Annotated in this window: 27 protein-coding genes; 9 read left to right on the top strand and 18 right to left on the bottom strand. The window is 69.6% G+C overall.

Annotated features, from left to right (window positions below; translation table 11 throughout):
* Window positions 1-72 precede the first annotated feature (72 nt).
* From RS83_RS05095 to RS83_RS05055, 9 genes are all read right to left on the bottom strand, one after another.
* Window positions 73-2,100, bottom strand: a complete 2,028-nt coding sequence (locus RS83_RS05095) for a hypothetical protein (RefSeq protein ID WP_045278434.1) — start codon at window positions 2,098-2,100, stop codon at window positions 73-75.
* Window positions 2,101-2,104: 4 nt separating this feature from the next.
* Complete coding sequence (locus RS83_RS05090; protein ID WP_052678871.1) at window positions 2,105-3,103, bottom strand: glycoside hydrolase family 130 protein; 999 nt, start codon at window positions 3,101-3,103, stop codon at window positions 2,105-2,107.
* Between the two features lie 29 nt (window positions 3,104-3,132).
* A complete protein-coding gene (locus RS83_RS05085; protein WP_045278433.1) occupies window positions 3,133-3,972 on the bottom strand; it encodes a carbohydrate ABC transporter permease in 840 nt (279 codons plus the stop codon).
* Window positions 3,972-4,868, bottom strand: coding sequence for a carbohydrate ABC transporter permease (locus RS83_RS05080; protein ID WP_045278432.1), 897 nt, complete (start codon window positions 4,866-4,868; stop codon window positions 3,972-3,974). The genes RS83_RS05085 and RS83_RS05080 overlap by 1 nt, the downstream gene beginning before the upstream one ends.
* Before the next feature lie 4 nt (window positions 4,869-4,872).
* Window positions 4,873-6,135 (bottom strand): ABC transporter substrate-binding protein, encoded by a 1,263-nt coding sequence (locus RS83_RS05075; protein ID WP_045278431.1) that lies wholly within the window; start codon window positions 6,133-6,135, stop codon window positions 4,873-4,875.
* Between the two features lie 55 nt (window positions 6,136-6,190).
* Window positions 6,191-7,180, bottom strand: a complete 990-nt coding sequence (locus RS83_RS05070) for a LacI family DNA-binding transcriptional regulator (protein WP_045278430.1) — start codon at window positions 7,178-7,180, stop codon at window positions 6,191-6,193.
* Between the two features lie 102 nt (window positions 7,181-7,282).
* Window positions 7,283-8,209: a J domain-containing protein gene (locus RS83_RS05065; protein WP_045278429.1), complete on the bottom strand. Its 927-nt coding sequence runs from the start codon at window positions 8,207-8,209 to the stop codon at window positions 7,283-7,285.
* Between the two features lie 158 nt (window positions 8,210-8,367).
* Entirely contained in the window at window positions 8,368-9,045 is a 678-nt protein-coding gene (locus RS83_RS05060; protein WP_045278428.1) for an IMPACT family protein, read from the bottom strand.
* Window positions 9,046-9,071: 26 nt separating this feature from the next.
* The gene (locus tag RS83_RS05055) at window positions 9,072-10,058 is read right to left on the bottom strand and encodes an aldo/keto reductase (RefSeq protein WP_045278427.1); all 987 of its coding nucleotides are present in this window, start codon (window positions 10,056-10,058) and stop codon (window positions 9,072-9,074) included.
* A 209-nt stretch (window positions 10,059-10,267) separates the two neighbouring features.
* Between RS83_RS05055 and RS83_RS05050 the strand changes: the two genes are divergently transcribed.
* Both RS83_RS05050 and RS83_RS05045 read left to right on the top strand, forming a co-directional pair.
* Window positions 10,268-11,764 (top strand): MATE family efflux transporter, encoded by a 1,497-nt coding sequence (locus RS83_RS05050; protein WP_045278426.1) that lies wholly within the window; start codon window positions 10,268-10,270, stop codon window positions 11,762-11,764.
* Window positions 11,765-11,886: 122 nt separating this feature from the next.
* On the top strand, window positions 11,887-12,258 hold the full coding sequence (locus RS83_RS05045) for a hypothetical protein (RefSeq protein ID WP_045278425.1): 372 nt from the start codon (window positions 11,887-11,889) through the stop codon (window positions 12,256-12,258).
* 139 nt (window positions 12,259-12,397) lie between these two features.
* Here RS83_RS05045 and RS83_RS05040 read toward each other — a convergent pair whose 3' ends face one another.
* On the bottom strand, window positions 12,398-14,107 hold the full coding sequence (locus RS83_RS05040) for an AMP-binding protein (RefSeq protein WP_045278503.1): 1,710 nt from the start codon (window positions 14,105-14,107) through the stop codon (window positions 12,398-12,400).
* A 122-nt stretch (window positions 14,108-14,229) separates the two neighbouring features.
* Complete coding sequence (locus RS83_RS05035; protein WP_045278424.1) at window positions 14,230-14,697, bottom strand: Lrp/AsnC family transcriptional regulator; 468 nt, start codon at window positions 14,695-14,697, stop codon at window positions 14,230-14,232.
* Between the two features lie 112 nt (window positions 14,698-14,809).
* On the opposite strand from RS83_RS05035, the gene RS83_RS05030 reads away from it, so the two are divergent.
* Window positions 14,810-16,081, top strand: a complete 1,272-nt coding sequence (locus tag RS83_RS05030; protein WP_045278423.1) for a trans-sulfuration enzyme family protein — start codon at window positions 14,810-14,812, stop codon at window positions 16,079-16,081.
* Window positions 16,082-16,142: 61 nt separating this feature from the next.
* Here the strand turns inward: RS83_RS05030 and RS83_RS05025 are convergent, their stop codons facing one another.
* On the bottom strand, window positions 16,143-16,637 hold the full coding sequence (locus RS83_RS05025) for an acyl-CoA thioesterase (protein ID WP_082071528.1): 495 nt from the start codon (window positions 16,635-16,637) through the stop codon (window positions 16,143-16,145).
* Window positions 16,638-16,775: 138 nt separating this feature from the next.
* On the opposite strand from RS83_RS05025, the gene RS83_RS05020 reads away from it, so the two are divergent.
* Complete coding sequence (locus tag RS83_RS05020) at window positions 16,776-17,390, top strand: ClpP family protease (RefSeq protein WP_045278422.1); 615 nt, start codon at window positions 16,776-16,778, stop codon at window positions 17,388-17,390.
* The gene (locus tag RS83_RS05015) at window positions 17,387-17,980 is read left to right on the top strand and encodes a ClpP family protease (protein WP_045278421.1); all 594 of its coding nucleotides are present in this window, start codon (window positions 17,387-17,389) and stop codon (window positions 17,978-17,980) included. Before RS83_RS05020 ends, RS83_RS05015 begins: the two co-directional genes overlap by 4 nt.
* 25 nt (window positions 17,981-18,005) lie before the next feature.
* On the opposite strand, the gene RS83_RS05010 is transcribed toward RS83_RS05015, so the two are convergent.
* The 4 genes from RS83_RS05010 to RS83_RS04995 form a co-directional block, all read right to left on the bottom strand.
* Window positions 18,006-18,359: a helix-turn-helix domain-containing protein gene (locus RS83_RS05010; RefSeq protein WP_045278420.1), complete on the bottom strand. Its 354-nt coding sequence runs from the start codon at window positions 18,357-18,359 to the stop codon at window positions 18,006-18,008.
* An 85-nt stretch (window positions 18,360-18,444) separates the two neighbouring features.
* Window positions 18,445-18,918: a MarR family winged helix-turn-helix transcriptional regulator gene (locus RS83_RS05005; RefSeq protein ID WP_045278419.1), complete on the bottom strand. Its 474-nt coding sequence runs from the start codon at window positions 18,916-18,918 to the stop codon at window positions 18,445-18,447.
* 14 nt (window positions 18,919-18,932) lie between these two features.
* Window positions 18,933-19,586, bottom strand: coding sequence for a GTP cyclohydrolase II (locus tag RS83_RS05000; protein ID WP_045278418.1), 654 nt, complete (start codon window positions 19,584-19,586; stop codon window positions 18,933-18,935).
* Between the two features lie 42 nt (window positions 19,587-19,628).
* Window positions 19,629-20,531 (bottom strand): DMT family transporter, encoded by a 903-nt coding sequence (locus RS83_RS04995; protein ID WP_045278417.1) that lies wholly within the window; start codon window positions 20,529-20,531, stop codon window positions 19,629-19,631.
* Between the two features lie 116 nt (window positions 20,532-20,647).
* On the opposite strand from RS83_RS04995, the gene RS83_RS04990 reads away from it, so the two are divergent.
* Window positions 20,648-21,484 (top strand): sulfurtransferase, encoded by an 837-nt coding sequence (locus tag RS83_RS04990; protein WP_045278416.1) that lies wholly within the window; start codon window positions 20,648-20,650, stop codon window positions 21,482-21,484.
* On the opposite strand, the gene RS83_RS04985 is transcribed toward RS83_RS04990, so the two are convergent.
* Window positions 21,472-22,395 (bottom strand): hypothetical protein, encoded by a 924-nt coding sequence (locus RS83_RS04985; RefSeq protein ID WP_045278415.1) that lies wholly within the window; start codon window positions 22,393-22,395, stop codon window positions 21,472-21,474. The genes RS83_RS04990 and RS83_RS04985 overlap by 13 nt on opposite strands.
* A 304-nt stretch (window positions 22,396-22,699) precedes the next feature.
* Between RS83_RS04985 and RS83_RS04980 the strand changes: the two genes are divergently transcribed.
* Genes RS83_RS04980 through RS83_RS04970 form a run of 3 tightly spaced genes read left to right on the top strand, consistent with a single transcriptional unit; the run spans window position 22,700 to window position 25,186 of the window.
* Complete coding sequence (locus RS83_RS04980; protein WP_045278414.1) at window positions 22,700-23,374, top strand: hypothetical protein; 675 nt, start codon at window positions 22,700-22,702, stop codon at window positions 23,372-23,374.
* Entirely contained in the window at window positions 23,371-23,727 is a 357-nt protein-coding gene (locus tag RS83_RS04975; RefSeq protein WP_045278413.1) for a hypothetical protein, read from the top strand. Before RS83_RS04980 ends, RS83_RS04975 begins: the two co-directional genes overlap by 4 nt.
* Window positions 23,728-23,755: 28 nt before the next feature.
* Entirely contained in the window at window positions 23,756-25,186 is a 1,431-nt protein-coding gene (locus RS83_RS04970) for an MFS transporter (protein ID WP_045278501.1), read from the top strand.
* A gap of 147 nt (window positions 25,187-25,333) precedes the next feature.
* Here the strand turns inward: RS83_RS04970 and purB are convergent, their stop codons facing one another.
* Complete coding sequence (gene purB, locus RS83_RS04965; protein ID WP_197072066.1) at window positions 25,334-26,674, bottom strand: adenylosuccinate lyase; 1,341 nt, start codon at window positions 26,672-26,674, stop codon at window positions 25,334-25,336.
* Window positions 26,675-26,699: the final 25 nt, after the last annotated feature.

Here is a 26,699-nt window from a genome sequence, read left to right as displayed (position 1 = left end):
TGACTATAAACAAGCCGAGTCCCCACCGTACCGATTTATTTTGAATAACTCAAAACAACACGCCTGCCCGCCTCAGCCCCGGGTGATCGTGAACCCGCCTCCGCGCACGCGCACCTTCCCGCCCTGCACGGCCTGGCCGCGGTGCGATCCGTCCGCGTCGTAGGACCGACCCGACCCCGGCGCGAGCGCCGCGACCCGCTCGTCCCCGCGGGCACCGTTGGCATACAGCACCGCCGCACCCCTGGTCGTCGAGTACACGGCGTTCACGATCCGCGGCTGGATGACCAGCGCGTCGAGGCGCACATCGCCGCGGCTCGTGCAGCGCACGGTGACGGCCTCGGCCGGCAGGTCGCCGCCGAGCAGCTGCGGCACCAGCATCCCGTCCGCCTCGGTCAGGCCGCGGTCACCCGCACCGCCGGCCGGTGTCTTCGTGCTCCACACCTTCCGTCGCCCCCTGAAGACCTCCCACACCGCGTCACCGGCATCCGCCGCCTGCCGCCAGACGAGACCGTGCAGGATGCCGCCGGCCTCCGTCACGTCGAACTCGACCCACTCGCCGCGGGCGAGCCGCACGTACGACCCGCCGGAGAGGTTGCCCTCGCCGATCCAGGCGCCGTTCGACGGCGTCTCGACGACGGCCCCCGGTGAACGCCGTGCCGCCTCGGCTTCGAGCACGCGCAGTCCGGAGAACGAGGTGAGTCCGGTGATCGAGGTCGCGAGCTCGGCGATGTCGCGGTTCGCGTCCAGCAGCTGCATCGCGAGCAGGCCGTGGATCGTCGACTCCGCACCCGAGTTCCGGTTCACGCGTCCGTCGGTCTCGACGCCGTCGAAGGTCACACCGGTGGCCGGGTCGTACACCGGAATCCCGGCAGTGTTCGCGCCGAAGAACCAGCCGGCGGCGAGGCCTGCGAGCACGCGGTGGCCCTCGCCGCCCGCCGCGACCGCGCCGGCGACGCGCCCGTGCGCGCCGTACGCGATCTGCGCCTCGGCCGGGATCGGCGCCCAGGCGTTGTGCGGTCCACCCGAGGCGAGCACCTGCGGCGTGAAGCGTCCGGCGTCCGCCATGGCAGCGGCCGTCCAGTCGCGCCGACGGAGCACCGCGCCGCCCCGCGCCAATGCTTCGGGTGCGGCGGCCCCCCAGGCATGCCAGAAGCCGAGCGAGCCGGTCCACGGCAGCACGGCCCCGAACGGCCAGCCCTTCGACGGGTCGGTCGCCATCGCCGCGACACCCTCGCCGTAGGTCTGCAGCGCGCTCCGACTGCGGGCGTCGCCGGCTTCGGTCGCGGCGGCGAGCCCGAGCATGGCTTCGGCTGTGGCATCCGCTCCACCGGCGATGAGCCAGGCCGGCAGCCTGCAGCCGTCGCTCCGCACCCACTGCCCGGCGCGCGACAGCGATTCGCGGCCGAGGGCATCGAGGCACAGGTGCAGCCGTGCGAGCAGGAACGCCGCGAACTCGGCATCCTCCTGACGGAACGCGGCGTAGCCCTCGCCGAAGGCCCAGACCGACCGGGCGAGCCAATACGACTCGGCAGAATCCGAAGGATCGGGCAGCTCGACCGGGATCGCGCTCGGGTTCAGTGTGCCGTCCTCCTGCTGCCACAGCACGACGCGGCCGGCATTCGGACCGGACGTCGTCTGCAGGAATGCGAGCGAGCGCAGCACCTCGCGTGCCTCGTCGCGGGTCTGCGCGTCGCCGGTCGCCTTCCACTCGCGCAGGAACACGATCGCTGCCCTCGCGATGTCGTCGGCGTTGTACGCGCCCTGCGTCCAATACCCCGTGACGGCATCGCGGGTGCCGCCGCCGACCGGGCGGTAGCCGCCTGCGCCGTCGGTGTCGGCGTAGGTCCACGGTGCGAGCACGGTCGGCTTCGCGTCGATGCCGAAGGTCGTGTGCGTGTCGGCGGCTGCGACCGGGACCTCAGCCAACAGGAACCGCAGGTGTGCGAGGTTCGTCAGTCGCCGCCGGCGATCGGCCTCGAGGGGGAGTGATCCAGCCGTGCCCTGGGCTGTGGTCGCGCCGACCGCGGCCTCCACCGGGAGCAGCGCGATGGCGGATGCCGTCGCCGCGAGCGTCAGGAAGGTGCGCCGTGAGGTGTCCATGGCGTCACTCCCCGGCATCCGCGAGGGAATCGGTCGTGCGCAACGCACGGCCCCATGGCTCGGCCGGATCGTGGATCGCGACCGCCAGCGTGGTGTCGGACTGCCCGTAGTACGCGAACCACGTGCCGTGGAACTTCACGAGCCCCTCCACGAAGGTGACGTTCGAGACGAGGCCGTGCATGTCCTCGAACGTCTGCGGACGCAGCCACGGTTCCTGCAGGCGGGCGATGACCTTCGTCGGCTCGTCCGGGTCGATCGCGATCTGGCCGCAGCGGTAGTCGACATCGACCGTGCCGTCGTCGTGCACGATCCTGGTCGCTCCGTTGGTCAGGAAGAGCAGCAGCCCGTTGTCGGTCACGACCGGCGAGGTGCCGATCTCGACGAGCGCCTCATCCCAGGTGCCTGGCGTCGGCGAGTACATCGGCTCGGTGTCGGGCGTGCCCGGCGTCCAGTGGATCAGGTCGTCGCTGGTGGCCCAGTAGATGGCGCCCTCACCGAAGTACATCCACCACTTCCCGTGCATCCGCTGCGGCACGATGACGCCGGCCTTCGACCAGTTGAACCCGCGAGGGTCCATGGTCTTGAAGGTGTCGAAGTCGTCGAACAGCGGCCCGTGCTTGGTCCAGGTGCGCAGGTCGGTCGAGGTCGCGAGGCACAGCTGCGCGCTGCGGCGATCCCAGCCCGTGTAGGTGAGGTAGTAGGTGCCGTCGATCAACGCGATGCGGGGGTCTTCGCAGCCGTAGGTCTCGTAGTCCTCGGACGGCGAGAGGATCGGCGCGTCCTCGCGGGTGAAGGTCACGCCGTCCTTCGATCGGGCGAGCCCGATGTGGGAGATGATGTCGTCGGCGTGCGCCCGGTAGAGCAGCACGACCTCGTCGCCGTCGACGATGGCCGCCGGGTTGTAGAGGTTGGCTGACTCCCAGCTGGCGCCGCGAGGACGCAGGATGGGGTTTCCCTCGTACGGGGTGAACGGTCCGAGCGGGAAGGATGCTCCGGTGAACATGGATGCCCTTTCTGGTGAGACGGGTGCGATCAGCCCTTGACGGCTGCGCCGAGGTCGGTGGCCTTGAAGAAGCGCTGGAAGACGACGAACAGGATGACGACCGGGAACGCGAGCGCCGTGGCGCCGGCGAGGATCGCACCGTTCGGGTTGGCCGTGGACTGCGCCACGTTGGAGATGTAGTTCGCCAGCGACACGGCGAGCGGCTGCAGCGAGGCATCCTTCGTGATCAGGAAGGGCCACAGGAACTCGTTCCACGGCCCGATGAACGTCACCAGCACCACCGTCACCAGCACCGGACGGATCAACGGGATCGCGACCGAGGTGAGCAGGCGGATCTCGCCGGCGCCATCGATGCGGGCTGCCTCGAAGATCTCCACCGGCAGCGCCTTGAAGAACTGCACGAAGATGAACACGGCTGTGGTGTTGATGAGGAACGGCAGGATCATTCCGAGGTACGAGTCGCCGAGACCGTAGTTGCGGGTGATCTGCACGTACAGCGGGATCATCAGCAGCTGGAACGGCACCATCTGCACGAGCAGCATCAGCACCCAGATCACGCCGCGGCCGCGGAAGTCGAGCCGTGCGATCGCATAGCCGGCCAGCAGGCCGAACACGATCGTGCCGAGCAGCACGCCGGCCGTGAAGATCAACGAGTTCAGCAGCGAGCCGACCAGGTCGATGCGCGAGTCGATCGCGATGAAGTTGTCGACCGTCCACCCGCTCGTCGGGAACAGCTCGTCCGGGGAGTTGGTCGGGCTCGCCTGGAAGGCGCCGACGATCATGAAGTAGAACGGGAAGGCGAATCCGATCGCCGCGACCGTGAGCAGGATGATGCTCAGGATGCGCGGGGCTCTGCTGGTGCGTTTCATCATCGCTCCCGTGTCGCTCGGTTGGCCGCCAGCGACAGCATCCCGACCAGGACCACGAGGATCATGCCGATCGCCGCAGCCGTGTCGGGGTTCTGCTGCTGGATGCCCAGCTGGTAGATGAGCAGCACCGGTGTGGAGGAGGCACCGTCAGGGCCACCGCCGTTCGTGAGCAGGTACGGCTCGGTGAAGAGGTTCGCTCCGGTGATGATCGACAGGATCAGCACGAGCGTCGTGGCGCTGCGGACGCCCGGGATCGTGACGTGCAGGAAGCGTTTGAACGCGCCGGCGCCGTCGGTCTCCGCCGATTCGTAGAGCTCCTTGGGCACGTTCTGGAGTGCGGCCAGGTACAGCAGGATGTAGAAGCCCAGCTGCTTCCAGGTCACGTAGAGCGCGATCATCGGCATCGCGAGTCCGCTGTTCACGAGCCAGGAGGGGTCAGGGGCGAGTGGTCCGAGGATCGTGTTGATCAGGCCATTGCCCGAGAAGAGCAGCATCCACACGCCGACGAGCGAGACGCTCGCAGTCAGGTAGGGCACATAGAACGCCACGCGGTAGGCGGCGACCCAGCGGATGCCGGTGTTCAAGGCCGCCGCCAGCACGAGCGACAGCACCGCGGTGAGGGGCACGTTGATCACGAGGAACACGAGCGTGTTGCGGAACGAGCCGAGCACGCGCGGGTCGGTCAGCACCGTGACGAAGTTGTCGAACCCGACGAACGGCCGATCGACCTCGACGTTGGGTGCGGTGAAGAAATAGTCGTGGAACGCGATGTAGACCGCGAACCCGAGCGGGAACGCGAAGATCGCGAGGACGAAGACGAAGTACGGCAGCGCGAAGAGGCCGCCGATCGGTTGCGCACCCAGCCATCGGGTGCGCACCCGTCGGGTGTCGGTCATCAGATCACTCGGCGACGAGCGCGTCGATCTTCGAGGTCGCGGTGCTGAGGAAGTCGTCGATCGACTCCTTGTCGAAGATCACCGCTGCGGAGTACTCGTCGCGGAAGGCCTGCCAGGCCTCGACCGAGTTCGGGATGCTGGGCACATCGGCGGTCGCCTCAGCCTGCTCGGCGAAGGCCACGTAGTTCGGGTTCGCCGAGAAGTAGTCGGCGTACGTGCCGGTGAGGTCGGTGCGCATCGGCATCTGCCCCGTGGCCTCGAGCAGCGCGCCGTCGTTGTCGACGCTCGTCGAGAACTGCAGGAAGTCCCAGGCGGTGCCCTGGTTCTTGCACGCGGTGAACATCGAGACGCTCTTCGAGTCGGCGAAGGTGATGGGGTTCTCGCGCCCATCGCTGGTCGGCACCGGCATGAACCCGACATCGACCGTGTCGGCGTACGAGGGGATGGCCCACGGCCCGGCGAGCTGCATCGCAGTGGTGCCTGCCGACATGGCGTCGTCGGTGGATGCCTCGTTCGGCGAGAGCTTCTCGTCGTAGAAGGTCTTCCAGAACTCGGCGACCTCGCGCCCGGCATCCGAGTCGACCGTCGTCTTGCCGTCCTCCACCAGCATCGTGCCGTCGGTCTCCGCGAGGTAGAGCGGGTAGAAGTCGAACCACGGCTGGTAGAACTCGCTGGTCGGTGCCGGCCAGATCGCGCTCTGCACGCCCGACTCGACGATCTTCCTCGACCCGTCGAGGAACGCGTCGTAGGTGTTCATCTGCGGGTTCTCCGGATCGATGCCCGCGGCCTGGAACAGCGCCTTGTTGTACATGACCATGACCGGGTTCGACTTCCACGGCAGCTGGTAGAAGCTGCCGTCGGTCGCATAGCTCTCGACGTCGCCGCTGCGTTCGGTGATGTAGTCGCTGCCGCCGTCCATCGTGCTCAGATCGACGAGCCCGCCCTGCTTGACCCAGCCGGAGACGGCTGCGGGGGCGACGTTGTAGACGAGGCAGGGCGCGGTGCCGGCCGTGATCGCTGCGGTGATGGCCTCTTCCGAGGAGGAGCCGGCCGGGATCTCCTGGGCGTTGACCTTCTGGTCTGGATGGTCGGCGTTCCATGCCTCGACCACTGCGGTGCCCCAGGCGAGCTCCTGCTCGTTGTTCGAGAGCCAGATGTCGATCGGGCCGGTGCCGTCGGCGGAGGCCTCTCCGCCGCCTCCGGCCGAGCATCCGGTCGCGACGAGCGCGACAGCGCCGATCAGTGCGATTGCGCGGACTTTCTTCATGGTGTCCTCCTTGACACTGCAGATGATGCCGTTCGGGTGGTGATTCGGATGCCGACTACGCGGTGCTCTCGCGGAAGTGCACGACGTTGGAGTCGACGACCTCGGTGCGCGGCTGCGCTCCGAGGATGACGTCCCGCAGGATGCGGGCGGCTGCGCGACCTCTGGCCGCTGGATCGGATGAGACGCTGGTGAGCGCCGGAGACAGGTGGGCGGAGAGGTGGTCGTCGTCGAAGCCGGAGATCGCGAGGTCGCGGGGGATCGCGAGGCCCTGCGAGCGGGCGAACGAGAGCCCGGCGATCGCCATGGTGTCGTTCGAGTACAGGATCGCCGTCGGGCGGTCGGGAAGCGCGAGCAGTGCTTCGGTGAGGTCGCGTCCGCTGGCGGCGGTGAAGTCGCCCTCGCGGAGCAGTTCGTCGGTGCCGACCTCTGCGAGGTAGGCGTCAGCGCGGGCTCGCGAGTGCACGTAGGCGAGGGGGCCGGAGATGTGGGCGATGCGCTGGTGCCCTGCCGCACGCAGGTGGGCGATGAGCTCGCGGACCGGTGCGGCGTCGTCGGTGCGGACGCAGGAGAAATCGGTCGGCTGGTCGTAGGCGCCGACGAGCACGGTCGGCAGGCCGAGTTCGTCGAGGAAGGGGACGCGCCAGTCGTCGGTGCGCAGATCGAGCAGCAGTGCCCCGTCGGCACGACCGTGGCTCAGCGTTCGATACGCCCGCTCCTCAGCCGCACGGTCGGTGACCACCTGCAGGAGCAGTCCGGTCTCGGTCTCGGCGAGCACGGACTCGACGCCGGCGATGAAGGCCGGGAAGAAGGAGTCGTTCGCGATGACCGCAGGATCGCGGGCGAGGACGACGGCGACGGTGTTGGCCCGGCTGGTGGCGAGCGCACGCGCGCTCTGGCTCGGCACCCAGTTCAGCTTCTCGGCTGCGGCGAGCACCTTCGCGCGGGTCTCCTCGGAGGTCGGGCGGTTGCCGCTGAGCGCGTGCGAGACCGTGGCCTTCGTGACGCCGGCTTCGCGGGCGACGTCGGCGATCGTCGTGCGGCTCATGCCACCTCCTCGTGGACTCGCCGGCTCATCGAGTTGAACCGGTTTGATGAAGTGTAAACCGGTTTGCGTGCGAGTGTCAACGACGGATGCCGAGCGACGGCGTCAGACGAAGCGGACCGTCTGCTGCAGGCGGGTGCGCACGTCGAACAGCTCGTTGCCGCCGATCTCGCGTGCGCCCGGCACGCCCTGACGCAGCACCATGGCCAGCGCGCTGCGGCGGACCACGACGACCGGCATGCCTCGGCTCGTGCCGAGCGAGGTCACGGCCTGAGCCAGATCATCATCCGGCAGCACCATGATCGCGCCGCCGAACTTCACCTTCGCGGCCTTGGCGACGGTGCGCATCCTGGCGAGCGCGCCCGTGACCGGCGCGCGCGTGCCGAGGCTCGGACCGGTGATCTCGCCACGACGGAACCCGACGACGCCACCGAAGTCCTCGCTCATCACGCCGTAGAGGCCAGACGGGCTGAGCACCACATGATCGAGCTTGTCGTCGGCATCCGCCCCGGCAGCCACGTCATGCCAGACCGTGAACCCCATGCCCAACGCCGAGACGGTGCGGGCGGTGTGCTCCTCGGCGAGGGCGTCGGCGAGCATCCGTCGCAGCTCACGAGGGGCAGCGCGCACGAGCGCAGGGTCGTACGGATCGGGCACCTCGACGCCACGGCCGACCCATTCGCGGATGAGGACGAGGTAGCGCTCGCGCCGCCAGCCGCCCGGCTGGCCGTAGGAGCGGGCCCGCGGACGGGTGTCGGTGCGAGCCGCTGAGGACGGACGCCATCCGCTCCACTCCGAGCCGCTGCCGGCCTCGCTCACGCCGGTCCGTCGGTCGTAGGCGGCGCGTCCCTCGGGGGTGCCGATCAGTTCCCAGGCGCGTTGCACCTGGATGAACACGGCCGCATCACCGCCGGTGTCCGGGTGTGTCTGCCGCATCCGCAGTCGGTATGCGCGTCGCAGCTCGGCGTCGTCGACGGAAGGGTCGACCTCGAGGATCTCGTAGGCCGAGGCAGAGAGCGGGCTGTCGAACATCGCACTCCTTCCGCGACCGCGGCATCCAGCGTATCGGCCGGCTGTTGTGGGTTCGCCGGGTCCGCACCTCCTTGGGTTGCTGAGCTTGTCGAAGCATCTCGCACGCCTGGCCCCTTCGACGGGCTCAGGGACCCATGCGCTGGGTCCCTTCGACAGGCTCAGGGACCCATGCGTCGAAGCGCCGTGTCGGGCACGTCGACGATGCGCTCGCCGCCGATCACCGGCACCACATCGCCCGATGACGCCGCGGCGAGGTCGTCGTGCAGCCGCGGGAGCGCCTCCGCCGGCACCCACAGCTCGAGCTGCGCGAGCGCTCCATAGTGCGGTTCGCCGAGGGTCGCACCATGGTGCCCTGCCCAGTCGCGCAGCAGGTTGTCGTACCGCCCTGCGTCTGCGTGCGGCACGTCGATGCGAGCCTGTGTGAGCGCGGCCCGCCGCACCAGCGACGCGAGGTCGAGGGTCTCGGACACCGCCGAGGAGTAGGCGCGCACGAGTCCGCCGGCGCCGAGTTTCACTCCGCCGAAGTACCGCGTCACGACCGCGACCACGTCGGTCAGCTCGCGTCGCCGCAGGACCTCGAGCATCGGGACGCCCGCCGTGCCGGACGGTTCACCGTCATCCGATGATCGCGCCTGATCGCCGAGCAGGCCGGTGACCATCGCGGTGCAGTTGTGGTTCGCATCCCACGCCCGCTTCCGGATGCCGGCGATCACCGCCTCCGCATCCTCGACCGACCCGACCGGCTCGACGCGTGTGAGGAAGCGCGACTTCCGGATCACGATCTCCTGCTCGACCGGCGCCGCGATCGTCGCGGGGTAGCTGCGGGCGGAGGTCATCCGCCTCAGGATACCGAGCGTGCCGCTCAGCGATCGATGAACGACATCTGCTGCGGGTTGTAGCGATCGCCGCTCACGCCGATCCGGGTCGCGAGCGCCGACAGGTCGGCGAGTTCGTCGGCGGACAGCGCGACAGCGGTGCTGCCGGCGTTCTCGGCGATGCGCGCGGTGCGTCGGGTGCCGGGGATCGGCACGACCCACGGATGCTGTGCGAGCAGCCACGCGAGCGCGACCTGGCCCGGCGTCGCGTCCTTCGATGCCGCGAGGGCGCCGACATGCGCCACGAGCGTCTGGTTCGCCCCGCGGTTGTCGGCGCTGAAGCGCGGGATCGTGGCGCGGATGTCGTTGTCGCTGAACGTGGTGCGCTGGTCGACGGTTCCGGTGAGGAAGCCCTTGCCGAGCGGACTGAACGGGACGAAGCCGATGCGCAGCTCGGCGAGCACCGGCAGCACCTCGGTCTCCGGATCTCTGGTCCACAGCGAGTACTCGCTCTGGAGGGCGGTGACAGGGTGCACGGCATGCGCGCGGCGGATCGTCTCGGCGGATGCTTCGGAGAGGCCGAAGTGGCGGACCTTGCCCTCGGCGATGAGCTCGGCGACGGTGCCGGCGACGTCCTCGATCGGCACATCGGGATCGACTCGGTGCTGGTAGAAGAGGTCGAGCACGTCGGTGCGCAGGCGCCGCAGCGACGCTTCGGCGACGCGGCGGATCTGCTCCGGACGGCTGTCGAGTCCGACGCTCTTCCCGTCCTCGATCCGCCAGCCGAACTTCGTCGCGATGACGACGTCGGCGCGGATCGGCTCGAGCGCCTCGCCGACGAGTTCCTCGTTCACGAACGGCCCGTAGACCTCCGCTGTGTCGAAGAAGGTCACGCCGTGCTCGGGCGCCGACCGCAGCACGTCGATCATGTCGTCGCGGCTGCCGGGGTTCGGCCCGTAGCTCTGCGACATCCCCATCGCGCCGAGTCCGATGGCTGAGACCTGCAGCCCCTGTCCGAGCGTGCGAGTGTGCATGGGATTCCTTTCGCCGAGCGGTGGCTCTCCGCCGCCGTGCACTCGACGGTACGCGCGCTCGCGCCGGCGTGGGAGGGCCTGCCGGAACCTCCCTCGCAGGTTCCCGAAAAAGTCCATGCGAAACGCCGAATCGATTCGATAGGCTGGACGACAGCACTCTCGCAGTGCGTCCCCCCGATCCGCACCCAAGCTTCTGCGAGCTCCCCCTCATGGCCACCTCCCTCACCACGGGTCGCCCGTGGCGTGTCATCCTCGCCTTCTCGATCCCCCTCCTGCTCGGCAACGTCGTGCAGCAGCTGTACCACTTCGCCGACGCGATCGTCGTGGGGCGCCACCTCGGCGTGACCTCGCTCGCCGCGGTCGGTGCGACCGGTCCGCTGCTGTTCCTCCTGCTCGGCTTCGCCTGGGGTCTCACGAGCGGCTTCGCGATCCCGATCGCTCAGGCCTTCGGCGCGCGCGATGACGCGGGAGTCCGCCGCTCGGTCGCGACCGGCGTCATCCTCTCCGGGATCACGAGCGTCGTCCTGACCGTCGCAGCCCCGCTCATCGCCGAGCCGCTGCTCGTCCTGCTGCAGACCCCGCCCGAGCTCCTGGCCGAGGCGACGATCTTCACGCAGATCAGCTTCCTCGGCGCTGGCGCCACGATGTTCTTCAACTACCTCTCGGCGATCATCCGAGCGATCGGAGACTCCCGCACGCCGCTGGTGTTCCTGACGATCTCGTGCGCCGCGAACGTCGGACTCGTGGTGCTCATGGTCGGCCCGCTCGAGTGGGGCGTCGGCGGCGCCGCGCTCGCGACCGTGGTCGCGCAGGCGGTGTCCGTGCTCCTCTGCCTCGAGTTCGTGCGCCGGCGCCTGCCGATGCTGCACCTGCGACGCAGCGACTGGCGCGTGACGCGTGCGGACTTCGCCGAGCACCTCCGCCTCGGCCTGCCGATGGGATTCCAGGCGTCGATCATCGCGATCGGCACGCTCACCGTGCAGGTGGCCCTGAACACGCTGGGTGCCGATGCCGTCGCGGCGTACACGACGGCATCCCGGGTCGACAGCCTCGCTGTCGCGCTGCTGTCCTCGCTCGGGCTCGCGGTCTCGATGTACGCGGCGCAGAATCATGGCGGACGTCGTCCCGACCGCATCCGCCGCGGCGTGGTCGAGGCGACCTGGATGGCGATCGGCGCCGGCATCGTGCTCGGCGGCCTGCTGATCGCATTCGGCGCGCCCATGGTGCGCCTCTTCGTCGGCGAGGGGTCAGACGAGGTCGTCGATCTCGCACATCGCATGCTGATCGTGAACGGCTGCGGCTACTGGGCGCTCGGCATCCTCTTCGTGCTGCGCGGCGCGCTGCAGGGCCTCGGCCACACCCTCGTGCCGACCGTGACCGGCGTGATCGAGCTCGTGATGCGCGTGGTCGCGGCGTTGGCGCTCGGCGCTGTGCTCGGGTTCACCGGGGTCGCGCTCAGCAACCCGCTGGCCTGGCTCGGCGCGATCGTGCTGCTGGTGCCCGCCTACGTCCGTGCGCACAGGGCACTCGGGCGGATGCCGATCGACCCCCTCGAGGCGACCGAGACCTCGGCCATCGCGATCGTCGGTCCGACCGACGGGTCGATGGTCGTCGACGCGGTCTTCACGCAGCCGGTGCGGACGATCCGCTCCTCACGCCTGCGCCGCTTGACGCTCGGTCGCTCGCGGCGCCGCGAGCGCCGCTGACGGCGGGTGCTCGCGGAATATCCCCCTGAAGGATGACGCCGGTGGCACTTGAGACGGATGTCCTTCCCCTGACACTTCCTTAGTGTCGAAGATGCGGAGATTCCGCAGACCGGGGGGTCAGCATGACAACGTTCCGACTGGCGAACGATCTCGCCGCAGTGATGGTGCCGATCGGGATGGTCGGTGCGGGACTCGCGGTGATCTGCGCGATCGTGGCGGGGGTCGCGATCATGCGGGGTGCGGGCGGATTGAGCGGGGGAGCGGTCGGGGTCTGGATCCCGTTCGCGCTCATGAGCTTCACCGCATCGTTCGCGAATCAGTGGCTGCCGCTCATCGTCTCGGGTGCGGCGCTCGTCGCCATGCTGGCGATCGGTGGCGTGGTGCGAGCGATCGTGAACGCCGCCGAGCCCGGCCGTCACACGCGGCCGGCTGTGATCGCGACGTCGAAGGCAGCGCCGGTCACCGGCGCAGTGGCGGTCGTCTCCGCGTCGTGATGCGAGCCCGCCGGTTCACGATTCAGCAAGAACGTGTCCGCGCGTGCGCGGCGCCGGCCTGACTCCGGGGGGACTCGGGTCGGTGCCGGGCGTTCTTGCTGAATTGTGAACGGGCACGCGTGGTGAACGGTGTGCGCGGTCAGCGGTAATCGCGGTCGCGGTGCTGACCGGTCTCGTCACCAGTCGCCACGCGCTCTGCCTCGCGGGCACGCAGCTCCACGCGGCGGATCTTGCCCGAGATCGTCTTCGGCAGCTCCGGCACGAACTCGATGATCCGCACCCACAGGTGCGAGGAGAGCCGTTCGTGCGCGTAGGCGAAGATCGAGCGGGCGGCGGCGGCCTCGTCGTCGCCGGCATCCGCCGTCAGGCACACGTACGCCTTCGGGACCGCGAGCCGCGTCGGGTCGGGGCTCGGGATCACCGCTGCCTCGATCACGAGCTCGTGCTCGAGCAGGACCGACTCGAGCTCGAACGGCGAGATCTTGTAGTCCGAGGCCTTGAACACGTCGTCGGACCGCCCGACGTAGGTGAGGTAGCCGTCGGCGTCGCGCACCGCGATGTCGCCCGTGTGGTGGAAGCCGCCGAGCCGAGATTCGGCGGTCTTCGCCGGGTCGTCGTAGTACCCGGCCATGAGCCCGAGCGGTGACTCGGTCAGGTCGAGCGCGATCTCGCCCTCGGTCTCGGTGACGGCACCGGTGACGGGGTCGAGCAACACCACCGGGTAGCCGGGCAGCGGTCGTCCCATCGAGCCGACCTTGACGGTCTGCCCCGGCGAGTTGCCGATGCAGGCCGTCATCTCGGTCTGGCCGAAACCGTCGCGGATCGTGCCGCCCCAGGCGTCGCGCACCCGATCGATGACCTCGGGGTTGAGCGGTTCTCCGGCACCGACCAGTTCGCGCGGCGGATGCGTCAGACGGCCGAGGTCAGCCTGGATCAGCATGCGCCACACGGTGGGCGGCGCGCAGAACGTCGAGACGTGGTGCGTGTCCATGACCTGCATCAGGGTGTTCGCGTCGAAGCGCTCGTAGTTGTAGACGAAGACCGTGGCCTCCGCGAGGAAGGGCGAGTAGAAGCTCGACCAGGCGTGCTTGGCCCATCCGGGTGACGAGATGTTGAGGTGCACGTCGTCGGGCCGCACCCCGAGCCACCACATGGTCGACAGGTGGCCGACCGGGTACGACACATGCGTGTGCTGCACGAGCTTCGGGCGATTCGTGGTGCCGGAGGTGAAGTACAGCAGTGCGGTGTCGGATGCGGGCGTCGCGCCGTCCGGCGTGAAGCTGTTCGCAGCATCCGCCGAGTCCGAGAACCGCGCCCAATCGGCGGGGATGCCGTCGCCGACGCCGATGCGCAGGATGCCCTGGTCGACATCCGCCACCCGCTCGGCCAGCGTCCCGAGCGTCACGACCGCTCTGGCCCGCCCGTGTTCGATCCGGTATGCGAGATCGGATGCCGAGAGCAGCGTCGAGGTCGGGATCGACACCGCGCCGATCTTGGTGATCGCGAGCATGACCTCCCACAGCTCGATCGTGTTGCCGAGCATCACGATCACATGGTCGCCGCGGCGGATGCCGAGATCGGTCAGCCACGCGGCGACCTGATCGGAGCGCGCCGACAGCTCGCCGTAGGTCCACTGCTGCACGCTGAGATCGGCCGACACGATCTGCACCGCCGGGCGGTCGGGGGTCTTGCCGGCGACGACGTCGAACCACTCGAGGGCGAAGTTGAACTCCTCGACCCGGGGCCAGACGAAGCCGGCGCGAGCGGCCTCGTAGTCGGTGGCGTTCGCGAACAGGAGGTCGCGCATCTCGCGGATCGTGTGCGTGGCGGCGGTGGCACTGCGGCTCATGGAGGCTCCCTTGCTGATGTGCCGTTCCATCTTCGCGCACTCGCTCGTTCCGGTCGCGGTTTCTGCCGCGACGCGGGGTCGAGCGCGGCACGAACTGCGACCGGAACGCCGCGCGAGCGACGTCAGCGCGCGAGCAGACCGCTGCCGTCGCGCAGCTCGAACACCAGCTGGGTCTCGGTGCCGCGCACGACCGGATGCACCGTGATGTGCTCGAGCACGATGTCACGCAGCGCCGTGGCATCCTGCACCGCGACGTGCACGAGGAAGTCGTCGACACCGGCCACGTGGAACACCTGCAGCACCCGCGGGATGCCCGCGAGCGCATCGAAGAGGGCGGTGACCTTCTCGCCGGTGTGGTTCGCGAGCCGCACCTTGATGATCGCCTGCAGCGGGAACCCGAGCGCGGCCCCGTCGACGCGGATGCGGGTGTCGCGGATGACACCGCGGTCGCGCAGCGCACGCACGCGATGCGCGCACGTCGACTCGGCGAGGCCGAGCCGGTGCGCGAGCGCCTTGTTGGTGATCTCGGCGTCGCGCGTCAACGCCGCGAGCAGCTCCAGATCGATCTCATCGAGTTGCGCTTTCGCCAACGGGGGACTCCTTCGGATGCCGGATGCTGCACAGAATAGCGTTCGCGATTGATTCCGTGGCGGATGCTGTCGGATTCCTGCGCAGACGTGGTGATTCCGGCAACGTGGAGGCATGACTGCACCGCTGCATCCCGACACCGTGGCCGTCCACGCCGGTCGCTCCGATCTCGACGATCTCGGCGTGCATGCGCTGCCGATCGACCTGTCGACGACGAACCCGCTGCCGGACATCGAACGCGGCGGAGATTCCTACGAGGCGATGGCCACCGGGGGTCGACCGCCCGCGGACGGGAGCCTGGTCTACGCCCGACTGTGGAACCCGACGGTGGCGCGCTTCGAGGACGCGCTCGCCGAGCTCGAGCACGCGGATGCCGCGGTCGCGTTCTCCTCTGGCATGGCCGCGATGACCGCCGTGATCCTGGCGCACACCGGTGCCACCGGACGCCGTCACGTCGTGGCGGTGCGTCCGCTCTACGGCGGCACCGATCACCTGCTCGGCTCCGGACTGCTCGGCGTCGAGACCACGTACTGTCATCCGCACGAGGTGGCCGGCAGCATCCGTCCTGACACCGCGCTCGTGGTGCTCGAGACGCCGGCCAATCCGACGCTGGAGCTCGCCGACATCGCAGCCGTCGTCCGCCAGGCGGGCGAGGTGCCGGTCGTCGTCGACAACACGTTCGCGACCCCGGTGCTGCAGAACCCGCTCGACCACGGCGCGACGATGTCGCTGCACAGCGCCACCAAGTACCTCGGCGGGCACGGTGACGTGATCGCCGGTGTGGTGGCGTGCGGCGAGGAGACGGCCGAGGCGCTGCGGCGAGTGCGTGCGGTGACCGGCGGGCTGCTGCATCCGCTCGGCGCGTACCTGCTGCACCGCGGCCTGACCACGCTGCCGGTGCGCATGCGCCAGCAGCAGGAGAATGCGCGCCGGATCGTCCAGTGGCTGATCGACCGTCCCGAGGTCGCCGAGGTGTTCTACCCGGGGCTCGACGGCGACCCGCACGGCATCCTGCAGCGGCAGATGCGCGGCACCGGGGCGATGATCGCGATGCGCATGCGGGGCGGGTTCGCCGCGGCATCCGCTGTCACGTGCGCGACGAACCTGTTCACGCACGCGGTGTCGCTCGGCGGGGTGGACTCGTTGATCCAGCATCCGGCAGCGCTCACGCACCGCCCTGTGCCGCCGGAGGCGCGTCCTGCCCCAGACGTGCTGCGCCTGTCGGTCGGCCTCGAGAACGTCGACGATCTGATCGCCGACCTCTCCCAGGCGTTCGAGGCCGCCGCCGCCGCCAACACCGCCGCCGCCGCCACTTCCGCCGAGCCACCCCTTTCTGTGCGAGCCACCCCGTTGAGTGACGCACGTACAGGGGCCGCTCGCGCATAAGGGGGTGGCTCGACCCAGGGGGGGCGAGGCAACAAGGGGGGCGAGGCAGCAGAGAGGGGGGCTAGTTGGGTAGGCGGATCGTGCCGGTGGCGAGTCGCTCGGTCGGCATCCGATCGCGGTTGTACGTGATCTCGCTGTAGCCGTGCGGGGTGGGCACGCCGTCCTCGTCGAGGCTCACGAACACGATCTTCTCGATCGTGAGGATGCGCTTGCGAGTGATCATGTTGCGGGCCACCGCGCGCATGGTCAGCGAGGTGCGTCCGAAGTGCGTGGCCTGCAGGCCGATCTCGATCAGGTCACCCTGCACGGCCGACGCCTCGAAGTCGATCGCCGAGATGTGCTTCGTGACCGCCCGGTAGTTGCCGAGCTGCACGATCGCGTAGATCGCGGCCTCCTCGTCGATCCACTTCAGCAGGCTGCCGCCGAACAGCGATCCGTTCGCGTTCAGGTCTTCCGGTCGCACCCACTTGCGGGTGCGGAAGTTGAGGCCGTCCTCCGACCACTGCCATGCCGGCGCCTGGGCGTCATCCTGGTTCTTCGGTTCCTTCTTCGCCATGCTGCCGAGCGTACGAGCGTCATGATTCGGGGGTGTTACGCCCTCCTTTCGGGCAGCTGCAGTGTCGCTCCGCTCACGGCAGATCGGCCCAGGGCGGAAACGGATGCCGCCACGCGCACCGCGACGGATGCTGGGGGCATGAGCGAAGACAGCCCCATCCCGCAGTTCGGTCCCGAAGCCCGCCGCGCCCTGTTCCACGAGCGCGTGCTGGTGCTCGACGGAGCGCTCGACGACGACAACGGCACGCTGCTGATGACGCAGCTGTTGACGCTGTCCGCCGAGGATCCTCGTGCCGACATCGCCCTCTGGATCCATTCGCCCGGCGGCTCGGTGCCATCGATGCTCGCGATCCGCGACATCATGCGCCTGATCCCGAACGACGTCGCGACCCTGGCGCTCGGGCTCGCCTGCAGTGCGGGGCAGTTCCTGCTCTCGGCGGGGACCGGCGGCAAGCGACGAGCGCTCCCGCACGCCCGGATCCTGATGCATCAGGGGTCGGCAGGCATCGGCGGCTCGGCCGGCGAGATCGAGACCCAGGCGGACGACCTCAGGCACATGCGCGACACCGTGCTCGGCCTGATCGCGGACGATACGGGGCAGCCGGTCGAGCGCATCTTCGAGGACTCCCTGCATGACCGCTGGTACACCGCCACCCAGGCCAGGGACTACGGATTCATCGACGAGGTCGTCGCGTCGATCGCGCAGGTGATGCCGCGCCAGCGCGAGCGCGTCGGATTGGGGACGAGCGCATGAGCGGCTACACGATCCCGAACGTGATCGCGCAGCATCCGCGCGGAGAGCGCATCATGGACGTCTACTCGCACCTGCTCGCGGAGCGCGTCATCTACCTGGGCACCGGGATCGACGCCGGGGTGGCGAACGCGCTGATCGCGCAGCTGCTGCATCTCGACGCCGACAGCCCGGAGAGCCCGGTCCAGTTCTACATCAACAGCGAGGGCGGTGACCCTGGGGCTGCGCTCGCGATCTACGACACGATGCAGCACATCCGTCCGGTGATCGCGACGACCTGCGTCGGCCAGGCGATCGGGCCTGCCGCGCTGCTGGTCGCCGCGGGTGCGCCGGGGGAGCGGGCGGCGCTCGCGCACGCGAGGATCGTGCTGCATCAGCCGGCCGGCCAGTCGCGCGGCGCGATCCCTGATCTCATCCTCGCCGCGGATGAGGTCGTGCGCGTTCGGTCCGACATGGAGGAGATCCTGGCCAGGCACAGCGGCCGCGCGCTCGGCGAGCTGCGCATCGACACCGATCGGGACCGCGTCTTCACGGCGACGGCCGCGCGCGAGTACGGCCTGATCGACACCGTGCTCGGCGCGCGATCGGCCTAGTCACGGCGGTCGCGGCTCGCGGGGCTCAGGCGGCGAGTGCGAAGACGGCGCCGGATGCCGAGACGGTGGCGGATGCCGGGGCCGTGACCGATCGGAGTTCGTCGGCGATCGCGCTGGTGAGCTCGATCAGGCTCGTGTCGAGGGCTCCGGCGATCGCCGCGATCATCTCGCTCGACGGCTCCTTGAGTCCGCGCTCCACCTCGGAGAGGTACTGCGGCGACACCCCTGCGCGATCGGCGGTCGCCGAGAGGATCTCGTCACGCTCGTGTCGTCGCCGGCGCAGCTGTTCGCCGAGCAGGTGGCGCCACAGGGGCTCCGGTGCGCTCTGCGGCGATCGGGCTGGACGGGGTGCGCGGGGGAACGGGGCGATGTCGGCCATGCCTCACGGTAATCCGCGCCACCGGCCCCGTTCGAGCGGTTCTGCTCAGAGCAGAACGGCTCGAGTGCGCGCTGCCCGCAGGCCGTCAGAGCGCGGCGGTCACCCCGGGGAGCAGCTTGCCGAGGATCGAGCGCAGCTGTTCGCGCTCCTCGTCGCTGAGCGGGTCGAGCACGAGCTCGCGCACCTGTTCGACATGGACCGGGGCGGCGGCGCGCAGCATCTCCCGCCCCGCCGGTGTCAGCGTTGCCGACAGCGTGCGCTTGTCGCTGCCGCATGACGTGCGAGCGACCCAGCCGCGCTCCTCGAGCGAGTCGAGGGCGTGGCTCAGGCGCGATCGGCTGAGCCCTGCGATGTGGGCGAGCTCGGTCATCGTGACGGCATCCGCACCCTGGCCTGCGAGCGTGATCAGGATCGCGTAGCGCGCGTGGTTGAGCCCGACCTCGTCTTTCAGGGTGCGGTCGAGCACCTGCGGCAGCAGCTGCACGAATCGGATGACCGGCAGCCAGGTGTCCATCTCGGCGTCGTCGAGTCGACGCGGATGCTGCGGCGTCTGCGTCATTGCGCTCCCTGGTGTCACGCGGCGGACAGGTCGAGCGTGTGCGCGGTGTGGTCGCGCTTCGCCTGCAGGTAGCGGGTGTTGGCCTCCGACAGGTGCACCTCGGTGGGGACCCGGTCGGTGACTCGGATGCCGAGGGCTTCGAGCTGGGTGGCCTTGTCGGGGTTGTTGCTGAGCAGGCGGATGCTGTCGACGCCGACCGCTCGCAGCATCTGGGCGGCGACGGTGTAGTCGCGCTCGTCTTCGCCGCGACCGAGTGCCAGGTTGGCCTCGTAGGTGTCGAGCCCGGCGTCCTGCAGCGCGTACGCGTCGAGCTTGGCGTACAGGCCGATGCCGCGGCCCTCCTGGCGCAGGTAGAGCAGGAAGCCGCCCTCGGCGGCGATCCGCTCGACGGCTTCACGCAGCTGCGGACCGCAGTCGCAGCGCTCCGACCCGAACACGTCGCCGGTCAGGCACTCGCTGTGCGGTCGCACGAGCGGGGCGTCGCCCCCGGCGGCGACGCGTTCGAGGGCTGCGCGCCAGTCGCCGAGCCCCAGCAGCAGGTGCTCGCGCCCGTCGACGAGCCCATCGAAGGTGACGACGTCGGCCGTCGTCGCGTAGCCGTCCGCGAAACGCAGGGGGACGCGCACCCGGGTCCGCTCGGTCGCGATGACGGTTGAAGTTTCAATCATGAGTGGTGAAACGCGCCGCGCGCCCGGGTATTCCCGGGAGTCTCAGTCTGCTCGTCGGCTGGCTGCTCGCGAACGCCGCACCAGCTTCAGCTCGCTGGCCAGGATGCCGAGCACGACGAGCGCCCCGCCGACCAGCGCCGTCGCGGGGAGGCGCTCGCCGGCGATGCGCCCGATCACGCCGGCCCAGACCGGCTCGCCGGCGTAGATGATCGTGGCGCGGGTCGGCGAGACCGACTGCTGCGCCCAGTTCATCGTCAGCTGGATCAGGCAGCTCGCGGCGCCGAGGCCGACAGCGCAGCCGACCCAGATCCAGGAGAACTCCGGGAGGCCCTCGCCGACGGCCGGCATCGTGAGCAGGCCGAGGATGCCGGCGGTGAGCAGCTGCACGATCGTGATGCGCCCGAGGTCGATCCTGCCCGCGAACACGCTGATGAGGATGATCTCGGCCGCGATCGGCAGCGTGCTGAGCATCGTCGCGATCTCACCGGCGCCGAGGGTCAGGGAGAAGGCAGCCGGTCCAGCGATCAGCAGCAGCCCGACGAAGGCGAGCCCCGCGCCCACGAACGCCATCGCCGGCGGTCGCTTGCGGAACACCGCCCACTGCGCGAGCGGCACGAGCGGCACGTACATCGCGGTGATGAACGCAGAGGTGCTGCTGTCGATGGTCTGCAGGCCGACGGTCTGCAGACCGTAGCCGAGGTAGATCATCACGCCGATCGCGACGCCGGCTCCGATGTCGCGCCAGCGGATGTCGCGCAGCACTCTGCGGAAGATCACGACGCTGATGAGGCCGGCGACGAGGAACCGCAGCCCGACGAAGAACCACGGGCCCGAATGCTGCATGGCCCAGTGCACGAGCAGGAACGTGCTGCCCCAGACCGCAGTGATGCCGATCAATGCGAGCTCCTGCGGCTGCAGGCGCATCCAGCGCAGACGTGAGGGCATGATGACCCTTTCTCGTCGGTGCCGGATCGAGCCTAGCGCCGGATGCCACCCGCGATCTCACGTCAGAATCCGACATGCTCGGGGTCGCCCGGTGATCGAGTGGGTAGCCTCGCAGCATGACCAACTTCATCACCGCGGACGAGCTGCACGACCTGCTGACTGCCGAGACGCCGGTGCGCGTGCTCGACGTGCGCTGGCGCCTCGACCGACCGGACGGTCACGCCGACTATCTCGCGGGGCACATCCCGGGAGCCGTGTACGTGCCGCTCCACACCGAGCTCGCCACGCACGGCGAGCCGAGCGAGGGCCGCCATCCGCTGCCGTCGACCGAGACGCTGCAGGCCGCGGCTCGTCGGTGGGGCGTGCACGCCGGTGACACCGTGGTCGCCTACGACGACGCCAAGGGGCTGGCGGCGTCCCGCGCCTGGTGGCTGCTTCGTCAGGGCGGTGTCGACGTGCGGGTGCTCGACGGCGGCATCCGCGGGTGGCAGGCTGCCGGATTCGACGTCACGACCGACGACGTCGAACCCGAGCCCGGTGACGTCGTGCTGGGCGAGATCGGTGCGGAGGCGCTCACGATCGACGAGGCCGCCGCGTTCCCGGCATCCGGTGTCCTGCTCGATGTGCGCGCGCCCGAGCGCTACCGCGGTGAGACCGAGCCGCTCGACCCGGTGGCCGGGCACATCCCCGGAGCGCACAACCTCCCGACCGGCGTGCACCTCGACGCGGAGGGCAAGCTGCTCGATCGAGACACGGTCCGCGCGAACTTCGCCGCGGTCGGCGTGACGGCGGGCACTCCGGTGGCCGCCTACTGCGGATCCGGGATCACGGCGGCGCACTCCGTGCTGATCCTGCAGGAGATCGGGATCGACGCGAAGGTGTTCCCCGGCTCGTGGAGCCAGTGGTCGAACACGCCTGGCCGTCCGGTCGCGACGGGGGATCAGCCCGGCTGATCGGCGGTGCGCTCGCCGTAGCCCCAGCGCAGTTCCAGCACGCCGGGTCCGAAGGCGCGGCGCACCTGATGCACCGAGGTGCCTCCGCCGAGCGACGCCGGGATGATCGTCGAACCCGCCGCCGTCTCGATGCGCTCCTCGCACCAGTCGGGCAGCGCATCGGGGTGGAACCGTGTCCACACGAGCAGCTCGCGGCACTGACGGGCCACCGCGTGTCCGGTCTCGCGCGTCGCCGGATACCCGGGCGGATACTCGACCGACCACTCCACCACCGCAGTGTCCGGCGCCGTCAGCGGCACGTCGAGCTCGAACAGCACGCCGTGCACCTCCCCGTTCGGATGTGAATAGCGCGCCGAGATGTGACCGCCGGCGACCGCCGAGATGATGGGGGCCGGGGTCCGCACGCCCGGAGTCATCTCGAGGAACGGGATCGACACGACCGTCCCGGTCGTCGACTGCACGATGCTGCGCGTGATGCTGAAGGAGATGTCGCCGTTCGCATCCACATCGGTCACCGAGTGGGTGGTCAGTTCCCGTGAGGTGTCCGGATAGTCGGCCCCGAGGGCGGCGAACGCCTCTTTCACGGCCCGCTCGAGATCCTGCTCGTCCAGCGGGAACCGGTTCGGGCCGAGCGGTCCGGTGCGGTGCGAGCGGAGCAGCACGGTGAGCGCGCCGGCCTCGAGGTCGAGCAGCTCCTCGATATCGGCCAGCGCGGCGAGCGACTGCGGACCCTCAGGGCGCCTGGCGCCGGAGCGCCAATAGCTCAGCGTCGCCAGCGAGACTCTGCTCCCACGGGACTTCAGCTGGCGCTCCAGGCGGGTCAACGTCACGCCCTTGGCGTTGATCGCGTCTCGGAATGCGCCGGCGAAGGCGTCATCCCTGACCCCGAACGGGTCTGTCCCCAAAGTCATCACAGGCCCCCTCCGGTATGTGAAGATCACAGCTCTAGAGTGAGCATACGACTGCGCGTGGATGCCTCAAGGGACGGGGTGGATGCGCCGTGGTCGCCAGACTGATCGCCGTACGCCGGGTGCCCGAGTACACGGAGCGTCAGTCAGACGCAGTGACGCCCCCCTCGCTGCGTGCTCCGTGAGGCCCGTCGGTGATCTGGGGATAGCCGCGGGCCTCACGGAGACGGCGCCGCCGTCCGCGGCGGCAACCGCTCCGAACCCCCGCGTAGACTGGGGGGAACATCCCGGAGGACCCTTCTCAGCCATGTCTGCCCCTGCTCGCGCATTCACGATGCGCACCATCCAGCTGCTTCGTGCGCTGTTCGCCGCGGCCGCTGCGCTGATGATCACCTTCTCGTCGGACCACTCGGCGCCGATCGGTCTCTCCGTGTTCAGTGGCTTCGTCTTCGTCTCCGCCCTGGCGCACATCCTCGCCGCCTGGCTCGTGCTCCCGGCCGGTTCGCGCTGGTCCTCCGTGCTCCTCGCCGCGATCGGCGTCGTGGCCGGCATGGTCTCTGGCGTCCCGATGTGGCGCAGCGACGACCTCTTCTTCATCGTGGTCGCCGCCTGGGGCGTGCTCAGCGGTGGCGTCGAACTGCTCGCGGGGCTGCGGGCACGTCGCGCGGCCGACCCGCTCGCTCGCGATGCGATCACGGTCGGTGCCTTCGGCATCCTGCTCGCCGTCCTGCTGCTGCTGATCCCCGCCGGATTCGTCCAGGAGTACTCGATCACCGGCGCAGGCGACTTCGTGCTGTCCGGCATCATCCTCGGCGTCGGGATCTTCGGTGGCTACGCCGCAGTCGTGGCCGTGTTCCTCGCGATCGCCGGCCTCACGCCGCGTCGCTTCGATGCCGCACCGATCGAGGACGCGGCCGCCGCCGCTCCTGACCCCGGACCCGATGCCGCCCCCGCGACGGCCCCGCATGGAGGAGAGCGATGAGCGACGAGAAGCCCAGCCGCCGCGACATCCTGCGCCCGCTGCACCTGCTGCTGATCGCGCTGGGCTGCGGCGTCTTCGCGACGATCGTCACGCTCGTCTCGACCGGTGCCTTCACGGCGCGCGTCAACGCATCGATCGCGAACGGCACCTACGACGGGCTGACCCCGGTCGCGCTCGGCCTCGTGGTCGGCGGCGGCGCATTCATCGCGACGCTGCTCATCCTGGCGATGCTGATGCTCGCGATCGATCCCGCCGACGTCACGAAGACGGTGGATCGCCCGGTGCTGTACGACCCGGAGCCCGCGAGCGATTCGTCGGCGCCGGCGAGCGAGTCGGGCGACCGCAAGGAATAGCCGAGCCTCACATCGGCTTGTGCCTGAGGTGACTGCCTCCGTCGAACGCGCCTCCATCGGACTGCGGTCGAAGCGCGGGCCGGTCCTCGGGGCGCTGATGCTGTCGACCGGGCTCATCGCGATCGACGCGACGATCCTCGCCACCGCGGTCCCGAGCATCGTGCGCGATCTCGGCAGCTACCAGCAGTTCCCGTGGCTGTTCTCCGTATACCTCCTGGCGCAGGCCGTGAGCGTGCCGATCTACTCGCGCTTCGCCGACACCATCGGTCGCAAGCCGATCATCATCCTCGGCATCGCCCTCTTCCTCCTCGGCTCGATCCTCTGCGGATTCGCGTGGAGCATGCCCGCGCTGATCGTCTTCCGGATCATCCAGGGCCTCGGCGCCGGTGCCGTCGCTCCCATGTCGATGACGATCGTCGGCGACATCTACACGGTCGCTGAGCGCGCGAAGGTGCAGGGCTACATCGCGAGCGTGTGGGCGGTCTCCTCGGTGGTCGGTCCGGCGCTCGGCGGCCTCTTCGCTCAGCTCGACGCCTGGCGGTGGATCTTCTGGGTGAACATCCCGCTCTGCCTGATCGCGGGATGGATGCTGCTGCGCAAGTACCACGAGGAGAAGCAGACGGTTCGGCATCGCATCGACTACGGCGGGGCGCTGCTGCTCACGGTCGGGCTCACCGGCATCATCCTGGGGATGCTGGAGGGCGGCAACGCCTGGGCATGGCTCTCGGTGCAGAGCGTGATCTGCTTCGGCATCGGTGTGATCGCGCTCGTGGCCTTCGGGTTCGTGGAGCGGCGGGTGCCTGAGCCGATCGTCGACCTGCGCCTCGCTGCACGGCCACTCATCCTCACGACCACGATCGTGTCGTTGGGCGTCGGTGCGCTGATGCTCGGCGTCACGAGCTTCGCCCCGGCGTACCTCGAGGGGTCGACCGGCATCGCTCCGCTGCTGTCAGGGCTCGCCGTCGCGGCACTGACGCTCGGTTGGCCGCTGTCCGCCGCCAACGCAGGGCGGCTCTATCTGCGCATCGGCTTCCGCCGCACGACGCTCATCGGCATGAGCATCACCACGGTCGCGGCCATCACGCTGGCGGCCGTCGCTTCCTGGCCGAACCCGTTCACGGTCGCGGCCGTCGCATTCCTGTTCGGCTTCGGGCTCGGCTGGAGCGCGGCGCCGACCCTGATCGCAGCTCAGGCCTCGGTCGGCTGGGGCGAACGCGGAGCCGTCACCGGCATGAACGCGTTCGCGCGCTCGGCGGGCAGCGCGGTCGGCGTCGCGGTGTTCGGTGCGATCTCGAACACGGTCATCGCCCAGGGAGCCGGTGCGGATGACCCGGCGACCATCATCCACGCCTCGGTGTGGGTCTTCATCGCGGTCGCGATCACCGCGGTCCTCACGCTGATCGCCGCCGTGTTCATGCCGAAGGACGCCGCCGGAGCGCGCTCCGGCGAGGCGCGCTGACCGCGGCGCCGTGCGTTCGGCCGTTCACAATTCAGCAAGAACGGTCCCGGAGAGCGGTCGGCGCCGCGGGATCGCGCGGACGTCAGCGTGCGTCGGCGCGGTCTTGCTGAATTGTGAACGCGCGACCGGCGCGCCAGGCGGCGCGGGTCAGCGCGCGAGTTGCTCCGCGATGCCCGTGTACGTCGCCGGCGTCAGCGCGAGGAGGCGCTGCTTCGCAGCATCGCCGATCTCGAGCGTCTCCACGAAGGCGGCGAGGTCGGCTGCACCGACGCGGTGTCCGCGCGTGAGTTCCTTGAGCAGCGCATAGGGGTCGGTGATCGTCGAGCGTCCGGCGACGACCTCGGCGCGGATGACGGTCTGAATCGCCTCGGCGAGCACCTCCCAGTTCACGTCGAGGTCGGCCAGCAGCACGTCGCGCGACAGCGAGATCGCGTTGAGGCCGCGGCGCAGGTTGTCGAGTGCGAGCAGCGAGTGGCCGAACGCCACGCCGATGTTGCGCTGCGTGGTCGAGTCGGTGAGGTCGCGCTGCAGGCGGCTGGTGACGAGCGTCTGGCCGAGCGAGGCGAGCAGGGCGCCGGAGATCTCGAGGTTGGCCTCGGCGTTCTCGAAGCGGATCGGGTTGATCTTGTGCGGCATCGTCGATGAGCCGGTCGCTCCGGCCACCGGGATCTGCGCGAAGTAGCCGAGCGAGATGTAGGTCCAGATGTCGGTCGCGAGGTTGTGCAGGATGCCGCCGGCGTGACGGATGCGGTCGTAGAGCTCGACCTGCCAGTCGTGCGACTCGATCTGCGTGGTGAGCAGGTTGAAGCCGAGTCCGAGGCCTTCGATGTACTCGCGGGCGATCGTGGGCCAGTCGGCGTCGGGGTCGGCTGCGAGGTGTGCCGACCAGGTGCCGGTCGCGCCGGAGAACTTGGCCAGGTAGTCGGATGCCGCGATCTGGGCGCGAACGCGCTCGAGACGCCACGCGAACACGGCGATCTCCTTGCCCATGGTCGAGGGCGTCGCGGGCTGTCCGTGCGTGCGGGAGAGCATCGGGGCGTCGGCGTGCTCGACGGCGAGCTCGCGCAGCTTCGCGATGACCGTGTCGAGGCCGGGCAGCCAGACCTCTTCGACCGCGCGCTTCACGGTGAGCGCGTAGGAGGCGGAGTTGATGTCCTCGCTCGTGCACGCGAAGTGGGTGAGCTCGGCGATCGAGTCGAGGCCGAGCGTCGAGAGGCGGTCGCGCACGAGGTACTCGATGGCCTTCACGTCGTGCTGGGTGACGGCTTCCTTCTCGGCGAGCCAGTCGATCTCGGCCTGCCCGAAGTCGCGGTACAGGGCGCGGAGGCGCTCCTTGTCGGCATCCGACAGCGGGGAGGTCTCGAACAGCGAGCGGTCGGTGAGGGCGATCAGCCACTCGACCTCGACCTCGACCCTGGCGCGGTTGAGTCCGGCCTCGGAGAGGAAGTCGGCGAGTCCTGCCACGGAGGCGCGGTAGCGTCCGTCCAGCGGGCTCAGGGGCTGCGGCGGAAGC

It is taken from the genome of Microbacterium oxydans, from assembly GCF_000956525.1.
Lineage (GTDB): Bacteria > Actinomycetota > Actinomycetes > Actinomycetales > Microbacteriaceae > Microbacterium > Microbacterium oxydans_A.
The sequence above is the reverse complement of the archived record's forward strand: the minus strand, read 5'-3'. Positions and strand labels throughout refer to the sequence as shown.